Source organism: Mesorhizobium sp. WSM4871 (assembly GCF_055811295.1).
In genome coordinates this window covers 53,693-73,005 of record NZ_JBVVPU010000016.1, presented here as the reverse complement: position 1 = coordinate 73,005, position 19,313 = coordinate 53,693, and the positions used below count along the sequence as shown (strand labels likewise).

Sequence of the window (19,313 nt, the reverse complement as noted above, 5' to 3'; positions counted from 1 at the left end):
GTCAACCCAAACAGGGCTCAATAGCCGGCTTTGATCTTCTCGAACTCGGCGATCATCTTGAGCTTGAGCTCGGAGGGCACCGGGGACTGGAACAGCGTCTTGTCGACGAATTTCTGCACGTCGTCGTAGCCCTTCTCCTTCAACACCGCCTGGTCGACACCTTGCATGCCCTTGGCATTGGCCTGGCCGTAGCCCCAGTCCTTGACCAGGACCTTGGCGACTTCCGGATCGTTGATGGCGTTCAGGTAATCATAGGCCTTGTCGGTATTGCCGGGCGCGTCCTTGAACAGCACATAGCCGCAGACCCAGGTCGAAATGCCCTCGTCGGTGTCCTTCTTGGCCTTGATCGGCACCCCGGCAGCGACCGATTGCACTGTCGCGTCATTCCATGCCCAGGCGAGATCGACCTCGCCGCCGCTGAACAGCTGGACGATGTCAGTGGAGTCGGTCCAGTAGGAGCGCACATTCTTGTGCACCTCGCGCAGGAAGTCGGACGCCTGCTTGAACTGATCGTCCGTCATCTTGGTCCAGTCCTTGAGCCCGATGGCAAGGCTGGCCAGCGCATAGGCGTCGTCGACATTGTCGCCGATGGAAACCCTGCCCTTGAACTTGGGATCGGCGAAAGCCTTCAACGACTGCACGTCCTTGGCGTCGATCTTGTCGGAATTGTAGGTGAGCTGCGTATTGCCCCAGTCCCAGGGCATGAACCAGGCCTTGCCGTCGGCGGTGGTGGCGAGATCCTTCATCGCCATGATGCCGGGATTGAGGTCTTTCCAGGCAGCTATCTTCGAGGTGTCGAGCGGTTGCAGCAGGCCGGCTTCGCGCCATTTCACCACGCTCTGCGAGCAGGGATGGCCAAGATCGGCCTTGAAGCCGGATCGGACTTTTTCGAACGCCTCGTCCTCGTCGCCAAAGAAGGTGAAGGTCGGCGAATCGCCATTCTTCTCGACATATTTCTGGTGAAAGCTGGGATCCTCGTAGCCGGACCAATCAAAGACGATCAGGTCCTTGTCCGCGGCGACCGCAAGTGTGGCGGCCGAAGCCGCCAGAGCACCAGTCAGCGCCAATGTCAGTGTAAGGCGTCGGCTCATTGTCTTCATTGCTGTTCCATCCTCTTTTGGTTTTTGCTTCAAGCCTTCTTGGGGCCGCTAGCCCATGGATAGTGTTTCGGAAATGCCGCCGACAGGAACTCATTCGCCGCCTGCAACGCGGTTTCGCGGGTGACGTCCTCAGTGCCCATCATCAGCCGCAGCCACAGACCCTCCAGCATGGCGCTCAGCGCCAGCGCCATCACCTGCGGCTCATAGGCATAGCCGCCGCTCTCTTTGAGCGCCGCGCAAAGGTCGATGAATATCTTCTGGTAGGCGGCGTCGCGCGCGCCGCACAGCGCCTGATAGGTCGGGCGCGACTTGGCTTCGCCCCAGAAGGCGCACCAGGCCGCCAGCTTGCGTTTGTTGCAGATCGAGCGATCGAAATCGGCGGCGACCAGCGCCTGCAACTGGCGGGCGGGATCGTCGCCGGCTCTGGTGAGGGCGGCGCGCCAGTGTGCGGCATACTCGTCGGCCATATATGCCAGCGTGGCGATGAGCAGCTTTTCCTTGCTCTCGAAATGGAAATTGACGATGCCGCGCGAGAGGCCGGCCCCGTCGGCGACATCGGCCATCGTCGTCTCCGAATAGCCGCGCTTGGCCAGCGAATCGATCGTCGCTTCGATCAGTTGAAGCTGCCGGACCTCCTTCGAAGCCTTGCGACCGCGTTTTTCGGTCTCGTTTTTCCGTGCTGATTCAAGCCCGGCTTCCCTGGCCTCTGCTGTCTTCATGGGCGTGATGGTCTCCAGCATCGCCGGCTATCCAACCGGTTTCCGACCGCGAAGATGAGTGGGACGGTGCTCGCCGCTGTCAAGCACCTTCTGCATGGCTTCCCAGGTTCGTATGTTCTTGTCGACATAGGCTGCCCCGACCGCGGCCGCGACCGCCGGGTAGAGCGGACCCTTGAGGCGGGTGAGTTCCTCGCGCGCGACCTCGCGGTACCAGGGATTGCGGTCGCGCACGGCAACGTCGGCAAAGCCGGCGCAGCGCATCGCCTGCGCATAGCGCGCCGGCGACGCCATGGTGAAGGACAGCCCTTCCGCGGCGACATAGGCCTTCATCTCGGGCGATGGTTCGCCGTCATGCGAGATCATCCAGTTCGAAGCGGCAAAGACGCCGCCCGGCTTCAGCACACGAAAGATCTCGGCGAACAGCCCATCCTTGTCGGGCACATGCAGCAGCGCGTCCTTGGAGAAGACGACATCGAAGGAAGCATCCGCGAAAGGTAGTGGTCCAGGCGGCGCCTGTACGAAGCCGGCGTTATCGGAAAGCCCGCGTGCGGCCGCCCTTCGCCTGGCCGTCTCGATCACCGGGCGCTCGACATCGAAACCGGTGGCGTGGGCAGCACCATGGCGCTCGACCAGATGCAGCGTGATGCCACCGGAGCCGCAGCCTATATCGAGGACCGCCTTGCCCCTAAGCGACAGGCCCTCGACCACGCGGTCGACCTCTTCCGGTCCGCCGGGCGACAGATAACCATCGCCCCACAGCGCCTCGAGGAAGCGGATAGCGGTGTCATCATATTCCGGCTCGGCGTCTGCCGTTTCGATCATCAGACCTCGGCCCCAATCCTCGAAAACCCATTCCCGACTATCGGCAAAGCCTAGCGCATGTCAGGGAAAACGCAACATCATTTGTTGAACATTCATTCAGAATGGCTGGACAAAATGCCGACTGCCATGTCAAATTCCGCACATCCGGGAGCGGATCACGCAAAATGAAGGGTCGGACGCCATGAGGGCTCAGCGCATATGAAGGCGTGGGATGCGATCGTCATCGGCGGTGGCCACAATGGCCTGGTCAATGCCTGCTACCTCCAGCGCGCCGGGCTCGACGTGCTGGTCGTCGAGAAGAACGACTGGGTCGGCGGCGCCGCCACCAGCCGCGAATTGACGCCCGGTTTCCTCTATTCCAACTGCTCCTATGTCTGCTCGCTGTTTCGCCCCGAGCTCATGCGCGACCTCGAATTGCCGCGCTTCGGCCTGCAGGTGATTTCCTATGAGGGCGGCGCGGTGTTCACCCGCGACGGTGACTATCTCGCCAACTACCGCGACCACGACGCCCATCGCCGTGAGTTTGCCCGGTTCTCCAGGCGCGATGCCGAAGCCTACGACCGTTACGCCCGCGACGTGACGCGGCAGTGCCGCTTCATCCAGCCGCTGCTGATGCGCACCGCGCCCGACCCGACCAGTTTCCGGCCACGCGACCTTGGCGAGCTTCTCTATCTCGGCAAGAAATTCGCCGGGCTGTCCGCCGAGGAGATGGCGCTGACGCTGCGCTTCTGGACCATGTCGATCTCGGACTTCCTTGACGAATATTTCGAGACCGACGTCATCAAGGCCAACTTCGCTTTGTCCGGCATCATCGGCACCGCGCTCGGGCCAATGTCGCCGGGCACCGCCTACGTGCTGCTGCACCACTATATGGGCGAGGTCGACGGCTCGGTCGGCGCCTGGGGCTATGCGCGCGGCGGCATGGGCGCGGTCACCAGGGCGCTTGCCGCGTCCTTCCAGGCCTCGGGCGGCACCATCCGCACCGGCGCCGAGGTCGACCATGTGCTGGTCCGGCGCGGCAAGGCCAAAGGCGTCATCCTGGCCGACGGCGAGGAGATCCATGGCAAGCTCGTCGTTTCCAACGCCGACGTGAAGCGCACCTTCCTCAAGCTGGTCGAGGAAAAGGAACTGCCCGACATCTTCCTGCGCCGGGTCAGGAACTTCAAGATCCGCGGCTCCTCCGGCAAGGTCAACATCGCGCTCGATTCTCTTCCCGAATTCCCCGCGCTGCCGAAGGATTCGCCGGTCTACCGCGGGGACATGCATTTCACCGATTCCATGGAGCGTATGGAGCGCGCCTATGACGACTGGAAGGCCGGGCGCTGGTCGGCGGACCCTTTCCTCGACATGGTGATCCCGACGACGCTCGACCCGACCATGGCGCCGCCTGGCAAGCACTTCATGAGCTGCTTCGTGCAATACGCTCCGCCGAAGGTGAACGGCCGCGACTGGACCGATGCCGACCGCGATGGTTTTGCCGAAAGCGTGATTTCGCAGATCGCCGAGTACTCGCCGGGCTTTCGCGATCGCATCGTCCATATGGAGGTGCGCACGCCGCGCGAGATCGAAGCCGAGGTCGGTCTCACCGAAGGCAATATCTTCCAGGGCGAACTGACCTTCGACCAGCTTTTGTTCAACCGGCCGGTGCCGGGCTATGCGCAATATCGCTCACCTGTCGGCGGGCTCTATATCTGCGGCTCGTCCACCCATCCCGGTGGTGGCGTCATGGGCGCACCCGGCCGTAATGCCGCGGCCGAGATCCTGCGCGACCTTGCCAAGCCAATTCACCATATGAGCCCGGCCCATGACGTCATTTGATGTTGTTGTCATCGGCGGCGGCCACAACGGCCTCGTCGCCGCCGCGACGCTGGCGAAAGCCAGCCGCAAGGTGCTGGTGCTGGAAGCCGCCGGCGACGTCGGCGGCGCGGCGTGCACCGAGGAGTTCGCGCCCGGTTTTCGCGTCTCCTCAGTCGCCCACCTGCTGAACCGTCTGCATCCCGATGTCGTGAAGACGCTGGAGTTGGAGAAGCATGGGCTGCAATTCGCGCGCGCCGACTTCGTGCCGTCGGTGGCACTGTCAACGGACGGCCCGCCGCTTGTCCTGCACGGCGCCTATGGCGAAGTTCTGACCGGCGCCAACCCGTCAGAGCAATCTGCCTGGAAGGAATTGCGCACTCAGCTGCTGCGCTATGCCGGCATATTGAAGCCGTTTCTCGCGCGCCGCCCACCTGATCTCGGCGGCATGTCGCTGCTCGAGACGGCGGCACTCGGCCAGACCGCGCTGGCGCTGAAGAAACTCGGCAAGGAGGACATGCGCGATTTCCTGCGCGTGCTGCTGATGAACGTCACCGACCTGCTCGACGAGCAGCTCGCCGATATCAGGCTGAAAGGCCTGCTCGCCTTCGACGCGACGCTGGGCAGCCATCTCGGCCCGCGTTCGCCGACATCGCTGCTCGGCCTCTACTACCGGCTGGCAGGAGAAATCGCTGGCACGGCCGGCGCGCAGGCACTGCCGAAGGGCGGCATGGGCGCGATCGTCGCCGCCATCCGCGCGGCGGCGGAAAAGGCCGGCGCGAGGATCCGCACGGGGACACCGGTGGCGAAGATCATCGTCGAGAAGGGCCGCGCCGTTGGCGTCGTGCTCGACAAGGGTGAGGAAGTTCGCGCCAGAACGATCGTTTCGGCCATCAATCCGGCGACCACTTTCCTCGATCTTGTCGGACCGCGCGAGATCGATACCGGTTTCGTCCGCAAGGTGAAAAACATCCGCATGAACGGCGATGCGGCGAAGCTACATCTGGCGCTCGACCGGCAGCCTGAATTCACCGGTGTCGATGCCGCCGGCCACAAGGGCCGGCTTGTCATCGCGCCTTCGCCCGATCATGTCGAGCGCGCCTTCAATCCATCGAAATACGGCGAATTCTCGCCCGAGCCGGTGATGGAGATCACGCTGCCAAGCCTTGCCGATCCCTCGCTCGCTCCCGTGGGCGCCTGCGTGCTGTCAGCCGTGGTGCAATATGCGCCGTATGTGCTGAAGGAAGGCTGGGGCGCGGGCAAGCCGAAATTCATCGAGGCGATCATGGCCCAGCTCGAGACTTATGCACCTGGAATCGGCAAGACCGTGCTCCATGCCGAGCTCTTGACGCCGGCCGACATCGAGGTCCGCTACAGGATGCCGGGCGGCCACTGGCACCACGGCGAATTGCAGGCCGACCAGATGCTGATGTCGCGGCCCGTCTCCGGCTGGTCGGGCTACGACACACCGCTCGAAGGACTGTTCCTCGCGGGCGCCGGATCGCATCCGGGCGGCGGCGTTTCCGGCGCGCCAGGGCTGAATGCCGCAAGACGCATCATCGCGATGAAGGGCTAGACCATGGCACAGGCGATAAAAAGGAAATCCAGCGCGTCAACGAGCCCGGTCATCGCAGCCCGCACAGCGGCGCAATCTCATTTCCGCACGCTGCGGCTCGGCACGCCGTTCCAGCCGCGCATCGATGCGCTGGCCAGGACCAATGACTGGTACAATTGGGCCGGCTATCGCGCTCCGCATTCGCTGTGGGATGAGGAGCTCGAATATTTCGCCATTCGCAGCCAGGCGGCTTTGTTCGACATCTCGCCGATGACGAAATACCGGATCGAGGGAAAGGACGCCGAGGCCTTCCTCAACCGGGTCACCTTGCGCGACGTGACCAAACTGAAAGCAGGCCGCGTCCACTATACCGCCTGGTGCGATGACGAGGGGTTCGTGCTCGATGACGGCACACTGTTCCGGCTTTCGCCGACGCGCTTCCGGCTGTGCTCGCAGGAGCGGCATCTGCCCTGGCTTCTCGACAGCGCTATAGGTTTTGACGTCACCGTTGAACAAGAAACCGAGGCCGTCGCCGGTCTGGCGTTGCAGGGTCCGACGTCCTTTGCCGTGCTGCGCGATGCCGGTTTTGCCGGCGTCGAACGGCTGAAGATTTTCGACCTTGCCGAGTTCCCGCATGATGGCGGCCCCCAGGGAACCAGCCAGGTCACGATCTCGCGCACCGGTTTCACCGGCGACCTCGGCTACGAACTGTTCGTGCCGGCCGAGCAGGCGCTCAGCCTCTGGGACCGGCTGATGACGGCGGGCGAACTGCGCGGCATCCGCGCCATCGGCTATACCGCGCTCAACCGCGCCCGGCTTGAAGCCGGACTGATCGTCGCCAATGCCGATTTCGTCACCTCCGAGCACGCGGTTCGGCCCGACCGCTTGCGCGCGCCGGACGAGATCGGGCTCGGTTTCATGATCGACCTGGAGAAAGGCCATTTCAACGGCCGCCGCGCCATCCTCGAGGCCCAGGCGAAGCGGAAACTGCGGCATGTGCTGGTCGGGCTGGAGATCGATGGTAACATTCCCGCCGAACATGCCATCGTCTATCATCGCATGGGCCAGGAAGTCGGGCTGGTCAGCGCTGCCATGTGGTCGCCAATGGCCAAGCGCAACATCGCCATCGCCTCGCTGGCGCGGCCGTTCGGCGATACGATGGTCGACGACCTCTGGGTCGAAATCTACGCCATGCGCGAGCTGCAGTACCAGAAGCTGATGAAACGGGCGAAGGTCGTTCAGCGACCCTTCATCAAGCTCGACCGCCGCACCGCCAATCCGCCGGCGGATTTCTGACCATGAGGGACGAGACCGACAAGCACGACGCCGACGAGGAAGCCGCCGAGCAGTGGCAACTGGTCAACACGCCGCTCGGCGAAAAATGGTCGGGCCGCACGCGCTATGCCGCGGCGATGTTCTTCTACAAGCGCGGCGAGATGAGCGCCGAGACGCTCGAAGCCTACCGCATCTGCGCGCGGCTGGACTCCACCGATCCGCTACCCATCATCCGCGATCGCGGCGTCGGTCAGGACTGGCTGACGCGGATGGGCCACAAATAGTTCGCCAGCGTATCCAGGGTATGTTGAGATTCAGGTCAAGCCGAGTCGAGAATGGTGGCTTCCGGGAACCGGAGCGGAGCGTACTTTTGGATACGTGAGCACCGGAAGCGCAGGAAACCGCCGTTCGCAGGCCGGCATCACCTGAATATCGGCATACCCTAGCCGATCGTCCTTTCCAGCATGCCGAGCCAGTTGCGGTAGGCGATCTTTTCGATCAGCGCGCGTCCGAAGCCGCGCGCGGCGAACGCATCGATAAGCTTCGGCAATCCGGTAACGTCACCGATTGGGACCGGGATCATGGCGCCATCGAAATCCGAACCCAGGCCGACGCCGTCCTCGCCGAGCGCCTGCAGCAGTGTATCGACATGGCGCACCATGATGTCGAGGCTGGTGTCGGCATTCATCCTGCCGTCCTCGCGCAGGAAGCCGGTGGCGAAGTTCAACCCGACCATGCCGCCCGACTCGCGGATCGCGCCGAGCTGCCATTCGGTGAGGTTGCGGGAGTGGCCGCAGATCGCGTGCACATTGGAATGGGTCGCGACCAGCGGTGCGTCGCTGATTTCGGCGACGTCGCGAAAGCCCTTTTCGTTGAGATGGGATAGGTCGATCATGATCTTGAGCTTGTTGCAGGCCTTGACCAACGCCTTGCCGGAATCTGTCAATCCGGGCCCGGTGTCGGGCGACGAGGGAAAGCGGAACGGCACGCCGTGACCGAAAGCGTTCGGACGGCTCCAGACGATGCCGAGCGAGCGCAGGCCGGCGGCGTGCAGCACGTCCAGCATGGTCAGTTCGGTGTCGATCGCCTCGACCCCCTCGATGTGGAACACCGCGGCGATCGACCCCTGCGCCATTGCGTCTCGCACGTCGCCGGCACTCCGGCACACGGTGAGCGCCGAGGCACGTTCCAGCCTGAACAGGATGGAGGCCATGGCGACAGTGGAAGCCAGCGCATCGGCGTGGGGAACCTCGGGCGGCAAAGGCTCGCTATCGCTGGGTGCCGGCGGAACCGCGCTGCGCCTCGATTTCTCGACCGGCGGCGGGAAGATCGCGAACATGCCGCCGGCAAATCCACCTTTTTTCGCGCGCGGCAGATCGATATGGCCACCTTGCGTTCCCTCGATGAAGAGCTTTTCGACATCCGCGTCTTTCGACTGGTAGAGCCTGAGCAGCGTGTCATTGTGGCCGTCGAAGACGGGAACAAGGTCGATTTCGGTCATCAAGGGATCATTCGATTGGTTGGTCGGTGGGAAGCGGCAGGCCCGTCGGCGGACTACCTACCTACTTAGGCAAGACGGACGATCAGCGCAAATGCCAGGGCGATAATGCTTTTGTGACTGCAGGTCCCGAACAATCGGAACGGCGCACGACAAAGCCGTGCGCCCTTCCCCATCATTCACATCGCGCGTCGTCATTCACATCAGGGGTCGCCTGCTACTGCTTCAGCACATCGGCCCATTCCGGATGACGGCGGAACTGGGCGTTGGCGAAGGGGCAGAGCGGGATGATCTTCTTGCCCGCCGCGCGCGCGTCCTCGACCGCACGGGTGACGAGACGCAGCCCCGCCCCCTGCCCGCGAAACGCATCCGGCACTTCGGTGTGGTCGATGATGAGCTGATGTTCTCCGATCTTGGTGAAGGTCATCTCCGCCTCGGCGCCACCAGGCCCGCGTAGGACATAGCGGCCCTTGGAGCCGCGATCCTCCAGTTCGATGTCAGGCAATTGGTCAGGCATTGCTTAGGCTCCTTCAACCGGCGTTACGGACAGGAACCGCCGCGCCGCCTCGATCTCGTTCGACTGCACCTCGTGGCCGCCGTCGTGCCACTCCACTGTGACATCGGCGCCATCGGCGCGCAAATAGGCTTCGAGCCGCGAGGTCAGGTTCGGCGGGCAGATCGGGTCGCGTCGGCCTGCCGTAACCAGCATGCGGCGGCCGGCGAGGCTGCCCTTCACCTCAGGCTCGAACGGGATCAGCGGATGCATCAGCACCGCGGCATCGAACAGGTCAGGTGCCGCGAACACCACCGAGGCCAGTATGTTGGCGCCGTTGGAATAGCCGAGGCCCAGCACCGATGACGGCTTCGCCGCCTCGACATGCGCCTTGACGAAACCGGCCATCTTGTCGGTGGCCCGCGCCAGGTCGCCCATGTCGTAGACGCCCTCGCCGGTGCGGCGGAAGAAGCGCGCAGCGCCATACTCCGAAACGTCGCCGCGCGGCGAGACGATGGTCGCCTGCGGCGCGAGATCGCGCCCGAGCGACAGAAGCTGGCTCTCGTCGGCTCCGGTGCCGTGGAAGACGAAGAGCAGCGGACCCCCCGGCGAACCGGGCGCCACCTTGTGGATGTAGGAATCCTTGTTCACGAGCTGATCCTCAGTCTTCGAGCTTCTGCAAATGCTGTTCGAGATAGGGCCTGAGATGCTGGTGCTGCGACGGCAGCTTCAGCGCCTCGCCGAGATGGGCGGTATCCTCATCGCGGTCGAACCCCGGTTCGTTGGTCGCGACTTCGAACAGCACACCACCCGGCGTGCGGAAATAGATTGCCCAGAAATAGTCGCGATCGATCACCGGCGTCACCTGGTAGCCAGTGTCCATCAGCGCCTTTCGCACCTCAAGCTGCTTGGCACGGTTCTCGACGGCGAAAGCGACATGGTGGACCGAGCCGGCGCCGAGATCGGCGAAGCCCGCACCCGGCAGCGTTTCGACGTCGACGACGTCGGCGCCGTTGCCGTTCTTCACCGCCAGCCGCCTGACATTGCCAGCCTTGTCGACCTCTTCATAACCCATGAATTTCAGCAGCTCTTCAGTCGCCCCGCCATCCCGCAATCTGAGCGACACGGAGTGAAAACCGCGGATCGCCTCGTCCGAGGGAACGCCGCCCTTCACCCATGGCGCGCGCTTATCGGCCCTGTCCTCGACCAGCGCGAAACCGTCGCCGTCGGGTCCGGCGAAGGCAAGCCGCTTCTCGCCGAATGTCTCGTCGCGCGACAAACCGGCGACGCTCTCATCGGCAAGATGCTTCTCCCAGTAGCCAAGAGTGCCCTCGGGCACTGAATAGACTGTGGTGCCGACCTCACCAACGCCATGGCGGCCCTTGCCAATATTGGGGAACGGGAAATAGGTCATCACCGAACCGGGCGTGCCGACCTCATCGGCATAATAGAGGTGATAGACGTCGGGCGCGTCGAAATTGACGGTTTTCTTGACCCGGCGCAGGCCCAGCTTCTTCGTGAAGAATTCGTTGTTCTGGCGCGCATCGCTGGCCATCGACGTGACGTGATGCAGGCCCTTAATCTGGTCGAGCATTTCTTGCTCCTTCCTTTGTCCCTATGCGGCCCTAGCCGCTGTTCCACGCCAATATGAGGATCCACTCATTAGCCGCAAAGGCCGTAAACACAGAATGGACTGTGCTTTAAAAGTGAACAATGCGAAGATTTTTGTTCACCATTCTGCAAAAGGGCGAGGGTTGCTTCCTGCTCGAATTTCGGCTCCATGAGCGGCAAATGTGGACCGCATGAGGAGGATACAGGATTGGCCGGGGAAGGCACACGCCCGAACATTCTCCTGATCAGTTGCGACCAGTGGCGCGGCGACTGCCTGTCGGCTGCGGGCCACGAGGTGGTGAGGACGCCGAATGCCGACGCGCTGGCGGCCGAGGGCGTGCTGTTTCGCCGGCACTATGGCGGGGCCGCGCCCTGTTCGCCGGCGCGTGCTTGCCTCTATACCGGCCTCTACCAGATGAACAACCGCGTTTGCCGCAACGGCACGCCGCTCGATGCCCGTCACGGCAACATCGCGCGGTCCTTGCGCGGCCTCGGCTATGATCCGACCCTGTTCGGCTACACCGACGTCGCGCCCGATCCGCGCACCCTGGCCCCGGGCGATCCTGCACTGAGAAGCTATGAAGGCGTGCTGCCAGGCTTCACCGTGCGTCAGTTTTTGCCCGAGCACCAGAAGCCATGGCTGTCCTGGCTCAAATTGCGCGGCGTCGATGCCGGCGCCGGCTCCCCCGACATCCATCGTCCGGCGAATGAAGCAGGCAGCATCAGCAGCGCCGTCTCCAACGCTCCCCCAGTCTATTCGAAAGACGAGACGCCCACGGCCTTCCTGACCAGTGAATTCCTCCGCTGGCTCGGCGAGCAGGATGCGCCATGGTTCGCGCATCTTTCCTTCATCAGCCCGCACCCGCCCTTCATCGTGCCGGAACCTTACAACACGATGTACGATCCCGCCGATGGTCCCGTTTTCCGCCGCGCTGAAAACTGGCAGGCCGAGGCAAAAAGCCATCCCTATGTCGCCTACGACATGGACCGGCAGCAGCGCAACAAGTTCCGCCCGGGCGCCGAGGGCGAGGTCCGTGACTGGGGCGACGAGAATTTTCGCCGCATCCGCGCGCTCTACTACGGCATGATCTCGGAAGTCGACGCACAACTTGGCCGCATCTGGCAAGCGGTCAAGGCGGCAGATGCATGGGACGATACCATCATCGTGCTCACCTCCGATCATGCCGAGATGATGGGCGACCACTTCATGCTGGGCAAGGGCGGTTTCTTCGATGGCAGTTACCACATTCCGCTGATCGTCCGCGATCCCCGCCGCGGCGGGGCAGCCGGCACCGGCGTCGATCGCTTCACCGAGGCTGTGGACATACTGCCGACGCTGCTCGACCTGCTCGGAGAGGACCCGCCGCCGCATCTCGACGGACGCTCGCTAAAGCCATTCCTCGATAAGGAGGCGCCTCGGGATTGGCGTGATGCCGCGCATTGGGAGTTCGATTTCCGCTCGATTGCCGAAGGCGAGGCCGAGCGGCATTTCGGCCTCGCATCACGCCAGTGCAACCTCGCCGTCATCCGCACCAAAGAATTCAAATATGTGCATTTCGGCGGCGGACTGCCGCCGCTTCTGTTCGACCTGGGAAATGACGCGGGTGAGTTGAACAATCTTGCCGCCGATCCCGCTTATCTGTCCATTCGGCTGGAGCTTGCAGAACGGCTGCTCGCTTGGCGGGCCGAGCATCTCGACCAGTCGCTTGCGCTGGCGGAACTGACGGAGGACGGCGTTGTTGGATATGTCGCTAAAATAGGAGAATAGGGCAGGGAGTAGGGCAATATGTTTACTGCCCTACTCCCTACTGCCCTACTGCATCATCATCCGCTGTTCATCGCGCTTCTCGGCATAGCTGTTCTTGTCATAGGCAGTCTGAGCCTGAAGCTGCTCCTTGGTGAAGGTCGTATAGAGGTATTTCTTGCCGTCCTTGTCGGTCATGAATTTGAGATTGTCCATGCCGACCGCCACCTCCTTCTCACCCATGCCGAGGAAGCCGCCGACATCGACGATCACCGCATCGGGCTTGCTATCGGGCGCCAGCACGATGTCGCCGATCTCGCCAACCCTGACGTCGTTGGCGCCGTAGACGGTGGTGCCTTTCAGGTCGTCACCGCGAATTTCACCCATAGGCACCTCGGTCAATGTCGACTTGTCGATCGCCGCGGTTTGAGTGGGATCGGTCGTCTTCGCATCGGGTGTCGCCGCAGCCGGAGCCTCAGCCGTCTTTTCCGCCGGGGCCGGAGCGGCGGTCTCGGCAGGCGCGGTCGGAGCGGGGGTCGTCGCGTTGTTGGATGCCGTGGTCGCCGGGGCCGGATCATAGGCCTTGCGGTTGAAGTCGGGCTGCGCCGTCAACTCTTCCTTGGTGGTCTGTGCCACCAGCCAGCGATCGCCGTCCTTCTGCGCCCACGCAGCTTTGTCGAAAGGATAGGCAACACTCTTTTCTCCGACGCCGAGGAATCCGCCAACGCCGATCACGAGCGACTCGGCCTTGCCGTCCTTGGTCAGCACGATATCGTTGACGTCGCCAATATTCTGGGCGTCGTCGCCAGTCCCGTTGTAGACGCTTTCACCGATGATGTTGGTGGCGAGATTGCCCTCGGCGCGCTTCCCCGGTTGAGCATTCATGTCGACGGGCGCCGGCGGTCCGCCTTGCGCACTATCGCCGGAAGCGGAAGGTGCTGCAGGCGCCGCAGAGGCCGCGGGGGCAGGATCGTAAGGCTTGCGGTCGAATTCCGGCTGAGCCGTCAACTCTTCCTTGGTCGTCTGGGCGACCAGCCACCGATCGCCATTCCTTTCGACCCATTGCAGCTTGCCGTAGTCGAAAGCAATGTCCTTGGCGCCGATGCCGAGGAACCCGCCAACTCCAATGATGGCGGATTTCGCCTGGCCGGCTTCGTCGAACACGACATCGCTGACCATGCCGATATTCTGGGCATCATCGCCTGTACCATTGTAGACAGATTCACCGATGATGTTGGTGGCAAGGCTGCCCTCGGCACGCTGCACGATGGGTGCGGCATCCTGGGTGGCGGGTGGCTGTGCCGGCGCAGGCGCCGACTGCGCATAAGCGCCCGTGGCAATCAGCGTGGCGAGCGCCGTCGTGGCAAAAAGTGTACGAACCATGACTATCTCTCCTTGTCCCTATGCGTGATTTCGTGCGCGCCGCGTCACTTGGAACGCTGCCCCGCAGGGACGCGGCGTTTCTACTCGGTCACAACGTCGTGAGCACGCTGTTGTTCCGAAAAATATCGGCCGGGAGAATGTGCTGAACCACGCCTGGAACTGTGCTGAACCGGTAGAATTCGCTCTTGGATTCGTTCAGGGATGGCGGAACCTTTTTCCAGCCACCCCGTTCCAGCCTGTGGCTGGCTCGGCGGGTTGCCTGGCGGTAGCCGGCAGAATGGAGCGGGGCATGCGATTTGCGGCGGTGCTGAACCGGGATGGCGGCACGTTGCGCACGACCGATCTTTCCGCCTTTTCGGACCAGATGCGCCGGACGCTGGAGGCTGCCGGGCATTCCATCGAAGTCGACATCGTTGCTGGCAAAGACATTGTCGCTAGACTGGACAGCATTGCTTCCAGACGTAGCGTCGACATTGTGCTGGCCGGTGGCGGCGACGGCACCATTTCGGCTGCGGCTGCACGGTTGATGGGCGGGAAGAAGGCGCTTGCCATATTGCCCGCTGGCACCATGAACCTGTTTGCGCGCGGGCTCGGCATCCCGCAGACGCTTGACGCAGCCGTGAAATCCTTCGCCGACGGCGAAGTGATCGCGGTCGATGTGGCAACCGCCAACGGCCGGCCCTTCGTGCATCAGTTCTCGATCGGTCTGCACGCCAGAATGGTGCAGCTACGCCGAAACATGGAATTCGGATCTCGGTTGGGAAAGATGCAGGCCTCCGCGCGGGCCGCCTGGGCGACGATCAAGAATCCGTCGCCAATGAAAGTGACGCTGGCTATCGGCGAGGCCGAGATTGTGACACGCACCACTGGCATCGGCGTCACTAACAATCTGTTTGGCGAAGGCCACCTGCCGTATGCCGACAATCCGGCCGGCGGCGTGCTCGGCATCTATATCACTGTGGCGCGGCAGCGCGGCGAGTTGGTCAGGTTCCTCTTCGACATCGCGCGCGGCAGATGGCGCGCCAGTCAGCATGTCGAAATCCACCAGGCCGACCGGGTCGTTCTGAAAATCCATTCGGCGGCCAGGAAATACCCTGCCGTCATGGATGGCGAATTGGTCGGACTTGAGCGCGAAACGACGATCAAAATCCATCCCGGCGCGCTGAATGTTCTCGTTCCGGCGCGATCTGCCCAGGCGAAGGCCGCGTGATGCAGGCCGGCATGGTCAATCGGAGGGCTTCAGCCTTTGGGAAGCTCCCCCTGTTCAGCCGTCGGTGTCTTGTCGATCATCTCGCCGTAAATTTCGGCGATACCCCAAGCGATGAAAGCCAGAAGCAGCGCGGCGATCAAGATACGCAAGGTATGACGACCCCAGCGCCCTTGGCGGGCTTTGTCTTCAGGAATGATCTTGGTCATGTTTGGCCTCCCTCTTGGTTGGCGCCGGCGTCTGGCAAGGCATTGTCGGGTAACGATTCCCTGCTACGAAGGTTCCTGGGACAACAGCGCATGGCGGCGTGGTGGCAATGACGGCAAGCCGGCGAATTCGGGGGCCTGGTGGATAAGCGAGTCCAGAAAATGCCGGTACTGCCGGCCAGCGTCCGTCGCGCCGTCGAGGATGCCGACCGGCTTGCCGTGCTGCATGGTCTCGACGTGCTCGACACGGCTGCGGATCCTGACTTCGACCGGATCAGCAGACTTGCCGCCGCGGTGATGCAAGCGCCTATCGCGTTGGTCACGCTGCTCGATGTCGAGCGGCAATGGTTCAAATCCTGTGTCGGTCTGGATGAGGCGGAGACTGCGGCCGATATTTCCTTCTGCGCACACGCCATCGCTGCGGGCGAGGAACCATTGGTGGTGGCCGATGCGGCCGCCGACCCCCGCTTCTCAGCCAATCCGCTGGTCACCGGCGCACACCATATCCGCTTCTACGCAGGCGCCCCGATGGTGGTGGCCGGCGCCCGGATCGGTACGCTCTGCGTGCTCGATCGCAAGCCGCATGCACTTACGTCCGCTGCCAAGCTCGAACAATTGAAAGCGCTGGCCGGCCTTGCCGCCAGCCTCTTCGCCCTGAAGGACGCGACCCGCAGCGGTGCCATCGCCAAGGCCGCGCTTGCGCGTGAGGAAAAGCGCCGCGCCATTGCCCTTGACGCTGCCTCGCTCGCCAGCTGGGCGTGGGACATCCGCACCGATATCATCGAATGCGACGTCCTCCTCTCCGAGCTGTTCAATCTGCCGCGCTCGAACCGGCTCAGGGCACGCGACATCCTGACCGCCATCGATCCGCGCGACGTCTACCAGACCGAGACGCGCTTTCGCGATGCGCTGACCGGCAGCGACGACTATTTTGGCGAATACCGCGTCAAGGGCTTCGATCCGCCGCGATGGATCGCCACGCGCGGCCGCGTCATCGAACGAGACGGCGACGGCAAGCCGACGTTGATCTTCGGCGTCAATTACGACATCACCGAACGCAAGTTCGGCGAAGAGCGGCAGCGGCTGCTGCTGCGCGAGCTGAACCATCGCGTCAAGAACACGCTGGCGACGGTGCAGGCGCTGGCCACGCAGACCGTTCGCCATGCCCGCCAACCAAGCGAATTCCTCCAGGCGTTCGGCGCCAGGCTGCAGGCGCTCGGCGTCGCGCACAACCTCCTGTCCGACCGCGAATGGCGCGGCATCGGCATTCGCGAGCTCGTGCAGATCGAAGTGAAACCGTTCGACAGCGTCGAGCAGCCGCGCATGACGATCTCGGGCGCCGACCTGCTGCTTTCGCCCGACCAGGCGGTCGGGCTTGGCCTGATACTGCATGAACTGGCCAGCAATGCGCTGCAATACGGATCGCTGTCGGCGCCTTCGGGCAAGGTCGATCTCGGCTGGAAGACCCTGGGCAAGAGAGGCGCGCGGCGCCTTGTGCTGACCTGGCGCGAGAGCGGCGGCCCTGCGGTCGTCACGCCTGAACGCCAGGGCTTCGGCTCGATCCTGATCCGCCGCAGCCTGGCCAAGGTCATCTCCAGCGAAGTGACCCACGAATACCGGCCCGAAGGCGTATTCGCAGAAATATCGATGCCGCTGGAGGATCTGTCGAAGTGACTTATTGCGTGCCAGCATCCGGATCGTCGGGGTCTGGCTTTGTGTTCTCGCGGTAGATGGCGTAGGCGACGAGCGCAATCGCCGGCCCGAGGACCACTCCCAGGCCGCCCTTCCCCTTGAGCAATGTCGGCAGCGCGGCGAGCGCGGCTGCGATGCCGATCGCCTTGATGTCGGCGTTGCGCCTTTGCACCCGACGCCGGGCGCGCGTGCCGGCCGATATCCTATAGACAAGCAAGATGAGTCCCGCGATCAGCAGGAAACCGATCCCGAATCCCAGAGCAGCAGCCATCGAGCCATAGCGGCTCGCAGCCCAGATATAGGCCGCGCCGACGAGGAAGCCGAGGCCGCAAAAGGCGGCAAGTGCCGCCAACCCATAAGCGAACGCAGCCGTGCGCGCGCGGCGCATGGCTGCAACGGTTTCCCCTGAAGCCAGACCCGAGATCAGGGTTGCCAGCATTCCCACGGTCGAGCTAGCGCCGAGCGAGGAGCGCGAAGAGGAAGCCGACCCCAGCCGCGATCGCCAGCGACGTCACCGGCTTTTCGCGCACGCTGGCCGCCATTTGCGCCTCGATGTCCCTGGCGTTGCTGCGCAGGCTGTCAAAGGCGGCTTCGCCCTGCACGCGCAACTGCTCGACGCTCTCGGCCGCGGCACGCCTCGCCGTCCCGTAGCCATGTTCGCCGGTTTTGGCCAATTGCTTGGTGAGCTTTTCAATATCGGCTTTCAATTGTCTGATGTCGGCTTCCAGATCCGAATTCGCCCGGCTTTCGTTAGGGGTCTTTCCTGTGGCAGTCGCCATTGCTTAACTCCTTGCGTTTGCTTGGCTCCAAACGCTTGATAAAGGTCAAGGTTCCGAGATCGGCACAAGCTCCATGAAAGGGTGTTTCCGCGCCCGAGTCCAGCCCGGCGCGAACATTCCGGCTTCGGGGTTCAGATTAGCGGCCGGCGATCCTCGCCCAACCCTTCCCAGCGGGCGAGCTCCTTCAACCTCTCACTGTCGACCACCTCGCAGCCGCCGTCGCGCCAGACGATAAGCTTGCGGTCCATGAGCTTGCGGATCGTCTTGTTGGTATGGACCAGCGACAGGCCGAGCGTGTCGGCGATATGCTGTTGGGTGATCGGGATCCGCACCGGTGTCTTGCCGTCCAGGCCGACAGATCTGGCGCGGCTGGAGATGAAGGCTATAAGATAGGCGGCGCGTTCGAGCGCAGTGCGGCGGCCGACGCTGAGCAGGTTCTCATCCAGCATGCGCTCCTCCCGTGATGCGATCCAGGTGATGTCGTAGGCGAGGCCCGGGTGGTTGCGGTAGAGTTCGTGCAGATATTCGCGCTCGAAGACACAGAGCAGCATCGGCGACAGTGCCTCGACGGAATGCTGCATCTCGCCCATCAGGCTGCCCTGCAAGCCGATGAGATCGCCCGGCATGGAATAGTTCAAGATCTGGCGGCGGCCGTCCGACAGCAATTTGTAGCGGAAAGCCCAGCCGGAAAGCACCGTGTAGAGATGGGCGCTGTGGCTGCCCTCGACCAGGACAGTGGCGCCCTTGTCGACAGCGAGTTCGCCTTTCTTGAACGTGCTGACGAAGACGAGTTCCTGCTTCTCGAACTCGCGAAAGGCCGGCAATGGCCGAAGCGGGCACTTCTCGCATGGATACTGTCGGCTGGAAAACGAACGACCGTTCTGGCCAGGCATTTCGACCCCTCTCGAAAACCCTCTTCGAAAGGGCGCAGTGCCTTGCGAGGATCGTGGTTCCCGCCACCGGTTTACAGCATGTCTTTTTTAAATGACAGCATGCCAAATAGCGCTCATGACTCCTGCCGCTTTGAAGGAGATATTGCCACGTGGCTCCATTGTTAGACGGATTGCGGATCCTTGTCCTGGAAGATGAATTTCTGATCGCCATGGATGTCGAGCAGCTTTGCCGCGACCATGGCGCCGGCGACGTGGTCATCGCCCGCGATCTGGCCGAGATCGACCGGAAAGACGTTGTCTCACGGTTCGACGCGGCCATCGTCGATCTCATGTTGGGCGGCACATCGACGCTTGATTTCGCTTCGGGATTGCACAAATCGGGTGTGCCCTTCGTCTTCGCCTCCGGCTATTCGGACGCGGACGAAATCAAGGCATCCTTCCCCGATATCAGATTGGTCACGAAGCCCTATTCCGGGGAGGATCTCATCGGCGCGGTAGCGGCTGCGTGCGGCCGCGGATCTCTTGATTGAAAAGCGGCTCCA

20 protein-coding genes are annotated in these 19,313 nt (G+C 63.0%); 8 read left to right on the top strand and 12 right to left on the bottom strand.

Going from position 1 to position 19,313, the window contains the following annotated elements:
- Positions 1-17: 17 nt before the first annotated feature.
- From AC0L2H_RS27895 to AC0L2H_RS27885, 3 genes are read right to left on the bottom strand one after another with little or no spacing between them, the layout of a single operon-like run.
- A complete protein-coding gene (locus tag AC0L2H_RS27895) occupies positions 18-1,100 on the bottom strand; it encodes an ABC transporter substrate-binding protein (RefSeq protein WP_473593239.1) in 1,083 nt (360 codons plus the stop codon).
- Between the two features lie 29 nt (positions 1,101-1,129).
- Positions 1,130-1,840, bottom strand: a complete 711-nt coding sequence (gene betI / locus AC0L2H_RS27890) for a transcriptional regulator BetI (RefSeq protein WP_473593238.1) — start codon at positions 1,838-1,840, stop codon at positions 1,130-1,132.
- Positions 1,841-1,846: 6 nt separating this feature from the next.
- Entirely contained in the window at positions 1,847-2,641 is a 795-nt protein-coding gene (locus AC0L2H_RS27885) for a methyltransferase domain-containing protein (RefSeq protein ID WP_473593237.1), read from the bottom strand.
- A 198-nt stretch (positions 2,642-2,839) separates the two neighbouring features.
- On the opposite strand from AC0L2H_RS27885, the gene AC0L2H_RS27880 reads away from it, so the two are divergent.
- The 4 genes from AC0L2H_RS27880 to AC0L2H_RS27865 are packed head-to-tail and all read left to right on the top strand — an operon-like array spanning position 2,840 to position 7,549.
- Positions 2,840-4,459 (top strand): phytoene desaturase family protein, encoded by a 1,620-nt coding sequence (locus AC0L2H_RS27880; protein ID WP_473593236.1) that lies wholly within the window; start codon positions 2,840-2,842, stop codon positions 4,457-4,459.
- Entirely contained in the window at positions 4,446-6,011 is a 1,566-nt protein-coding gene (locus AC0L2H_RS27875) for a phytoene desaturase family protein (RefSeq protein WP_473593235.1), read from the top strand. The genes AC0L2H_RS27880 and AC0L2H_RS27875 overlap by 14 nt, the downstream gene beginning before the upstream one ends.
- 3 nt (positions 6,012-6,014) lie before the next feature.
- Positions 6,015-7,286, top strand: a complete 1,272-nt coding sequence (locus tag AC0L2H_RS27870; RefSeq protein WP_473593234.1) for an aminomethyl transferase family protein — start codon at positions 6,015-6,017, stop codon at positions 7,284-7,286.
- Positions 7,287-7,288: 2 nt separating this feature from the next.
- Positions 7,289-7,549, top strand: coding sequence for a hypothetical protein (locus AC0L2H_RS27865; RefSeq protein WP_473593233.1), 261 nt, complete (start codon positions 7,289-7,291; stop codon positions 7,547-7,549).
- A 158-nt stretch (positions 7,550-7,707) separates the two neighbouring features.
- Here AC0L2H_RS27865 and AC0L2H_RS27860 read toward each other — a convergent pair whose 3' ends face one another.
- From AC0L2H_RS27860 to AC0L2H_RS27845, 4 genes are all read right to left on the bottom strand, one after another.
- The gene (locus AC0L2H_RS27860) at positions 7,708-8,766 is read right to left on the bottom strand and encodes a dipeptidase (RefSeq protein ID WP_473593232.1); all 1,059 of its coding nucleotides are present in this window, start codon (positions 8,764-8,766) and stop codon (positions 7,708-7,710) included.
- A 214-nt stretch (positions 8,767-8,980) separates the two neighbouring features.
- The gene (locus AC0L2H_RS27855; protein ID WP_473593231.1) at positions 8,981-9,280 is read right to left on the bottom strand and encodes a GNAT family N-acetyltransferase; all 300 of its coding nucleotides are present in this window, start codon (positions 9,278-9,280) and stop codon (positions 8,981-8,983) included.
- Between the two features lie 3 nt (positions 9,281-9,283).
- Positions 9,284-9,907: an alpha/beta hydrolase gene (locus AC0L2H_RS27850; protein ID WP_473593230.1), complete on the bottom strand. Its 624-nt coding sequence runs from the start codon at positions 9,905-9,907 to the stop codon at positions 9,284-9,286.
- 10 nt (positions 9,908-9,917) lie between these two features.
- Entirely contained in the window at positions 9,918-10,850 is a 933-nt protein-coding gene (locus AC0L2H_RS27845) for a VOC family protein (RefSeq protein WP_473593229.1), read from the bottom strand.
- 225 nt (positions 10,851-11,075) lie between these two features.
- On the opposite strand from AC0L2H_RS27845, the gene AC0L2H_RS27840 reads away from it, so the two are divergent.
- The gene (locus AC0L2H_RS27840; RefSeq protein WP_473593228.1) at positions 11,076-12,635 is read left to right on the top strand and encodes an alkaline phosphatase family protein; all 1,560 of its coding nucleotides are present in this window, start codon (positions 11,076-11,078) and stop codon (positions 12,633-12,635) included.
- Positions 12,636-12,680: 45 nt separating this feature from the next.
- Here AC0L2H_RS27840 and AC0L2H_RS27835 read toward each other — a convergent pair whose 3' ends face one another.
- Positions 12,681-13,994, bottom strand: a complete 1,314-nt coding sequence (locus AC0L2H_RS27835) for a PRC-barrel domain-containing protein (protein ID WP_473593227.1) — start codon at positions 13,992-13,994, stop codon at positions 12,681-12,683.
- A 289-nt stretch (positions 13,995-14,283) separates the two neighbouring features.
- Here AC0L2H_RS27835 and AC0L2H_RS27830 point away from each other — a divergent pair, with 289 nt between their 5' ends.
- The gene (locus tag AC0L2H_RS27830) at positions 14,284-15,204 is read left to right on the top strand and encodes a diacylglycerol/lipid kinase family protein (RefSeq protein WP_473593226.1); all 921 of its coding nucleotides are present in this window, start codon (positions 14,284-14,286) and stop codon (positions 15,202-15,204) included.
- A gap of 29 nt (positions 15,205-15,233) precedes the next feature.
- On the opposite strand, the gene AC0L2H_RS27825 is transcribed toward AC0L2H_RS27830, so the two are convergent.
- Positions 15,234-15,410, bottom strand: a complete 177-nt coding sequence (locus AC0L2H_RS27825; RefSeq protein ID WP_473593225.1) for a hypothetical protein — start codon at positions 15,408-15,410, stop codon at positions 15,234-15,236.
- Between the two features lie 159 nt (positions 15,411-15,569).
- Between AC0L2H_RS27825 and AC0L2H_RS27820 the strand changes: the two genes are divergently transcribed.
- Positions 15,570-17,081, top strand: coding sequence for a sensor histidine kinase (locus tag AC0L2H_RS27820; RefSeq protein WP_473593224.1), 1,512 nt, complete (start codon positions 15,570-15,572; stop codon positions 17,079-17,081).
- Between the two features lies 1 nt (position 17,082).
- Here the strand turns inward: AC0L2H_RS27820 and AC0L2H_RS27815 are convergent, their stop codons facing one another.
- The 3 genes from AC0L2H_RS27815 to AC0L2H_RS27805 all read right to left on the bottom strand — a co-directional run bounded on the left by AC0L2H_RS27815 (position 17,083) and on the right by AC0L2H_RS27805 (position 18,771).
- The gene (locus AC0L2H_RS27815) at positions 17,083-17,544 is read right to left on the bottom strand and encodes a hypothetical protein (RefSeq protein ID WP_473593223.1); all 462 of its coding nucleotides are present in this window, start codon (positions 17,542-17,544) and stop codon (positions 17,083-17,085) included.
- Positions 17,545-17,551: 7 nt separating this feature from the next.
- Entirely contained in the window at positions 17,552-17,878 is a 327-nt protein-coding gene (locus AC0L2H_RS27810; protein WP_473593222.1) for an ElaB/YgaM/YqjD family protein, read from the bottom strand.
- A gap of 131 nt (positions 17,879-18,009) precedes the next feature.
- On the bottom strand, positions 18,010-18,771 hold the full coding sequence (locus tag AC0L2H_RS27805; RefSeq protein WP_473593221.1) for a Crp/Fnr family transcriptional regulator: 762 nt from the start codon (positions 18,769-18,771) through the stop codon (positions 18,010-18,012).
- Between the two features lie 209 nt (positions 18,772-18,980).
- On the opposite strand from AC0L2H_RS27805, the gene AC0L2H_RS27800 reads away from it, so the two are divergent.
- Entirely contained in the window at positions 18,981-19,301 is a 321-nt protein-coding gene (locus AC0L2H_RS27800) for a response regulator (protein WP_473593321.1), read from the top strand.
- Positions 19,302-19,313 lie beyond the last annotated feature (12 nt).

Coding starts and splice junctions, on each gene's coding strand:
- AC0L2H_RS27860 (WP_473593232.1), bottom strand. CDS start 8,766: ATGACCGAAATCGACCTTGTTCCCGTCTTCGACGGCCACAATGACACG.
- AC0L2H_RS27875 (WP_473593235.1), top strand. CDS start 4,446: ATGACGTCATTTGATGTTGTTGTCATCGGCGGCGGCCACAACGGCCTC.
- betI (WP_473593238.1), bottom strand. CDS start 1,840: ATGCTGGAGACCATCACGCCCATGAAGACAGCAGAGGCCAGGGAAGCC.
- AC0L2H_RS27805 (WP_473593221.1), bottom strand. CDS start 18,771: ATGCCTGGCCAGAACGGTCGTTCGTTTTCCAGCCGACAGTATCCATGC.
- AC0L2H_RS27855 (WP_473593231.1), bottom strand. CDS start 9,280: ATGCCTGACCAATTGCCTGACATCGAACTGGAGGATCGCGGCTCCAAG.
- AC0L2H_RS27885 (WP_473593237.1), bottom strand. CDS start 2,641: ATGATCGAAACGGCAGACGCCGAGCCGGAATATGATGACACCGCTATC.
- AC0L2H_RS27820 (WP_473593224.1), top strand. CDS start 15,570: ATGCCGGTACTGCCGGCCAGCGTCCGTCGCGCCGTCGAGGATGCCGAC.
- AC0L2H_RS27870 (WP_473593234.1), top strand. CDS start 6,015: ATGGCACAGGCGATAAAAAGGAAATCCAGCGCGTCAACGAGCCCGGTC.
- AC0L2H_RS27825 (WP_473593225.1), bottom strand. CDS start 15,410: ATGACCAAGATCATTCCTGAAGACAAAGCCCGCCAAGGGCGCTGGGGT.
- AC0L2H_RS27845 (WP_473593229.1), bottom strand. CDS start 10,850: ATGCTCGACCAGATTAAGGGCCTGCATCACGTCACGTCGATGGCCAGC.
- AC0L2H_RS27800 (WP_473593321.1), top strand. CDS start 18,981: ATGGATGTCGAGCAGCTTTGCCGCGACCATGGCGCCGGCGACGTGGTC.
- AC0L2H_RS27835 (WP_473593227.1), bottom strand. CDS start 13,994: ATGGTTCGTACACTTTTTGCCACGACGGCGCTCGCCACGCTGATTGCC.
- AC0L2H_RS27830 (WP_473593226.1), top strand. CDS start 14,284: ATGCGATTTGCGGCGGTGCTGAACCGGGATGGCGGCACGTTGCGCACG.
- AC0L2H_RS27880 (WP_473593236.1), top strand. CDS start 2,840: ATGAAGGCGTGGGATGCGATCGTCATCGGCGGTGGCCACAATGGCCTG.
- AC0L2H_RS27865 (WP_473593233.1), top strand. CDS start 7,289: ATGAGGGACGAGACCGACAAGCACGACGCCGACGAGGAAGCCGCCGAG.
- AC0L2H_RS27895 (WP_473593239.1), bottom strand. CDS start 1,100: ATGAAGACAATGAGCCGACGCCTTACACTGACATTGGCGCTGACTGGT.
- AC0L2H_RS27810 (WP_473593222.1), bottom strand. CDS start 17,878: ATGGCGACTGCCACAGGAAAGACCCCTAACGAAAGCCGGGCGAATTCG.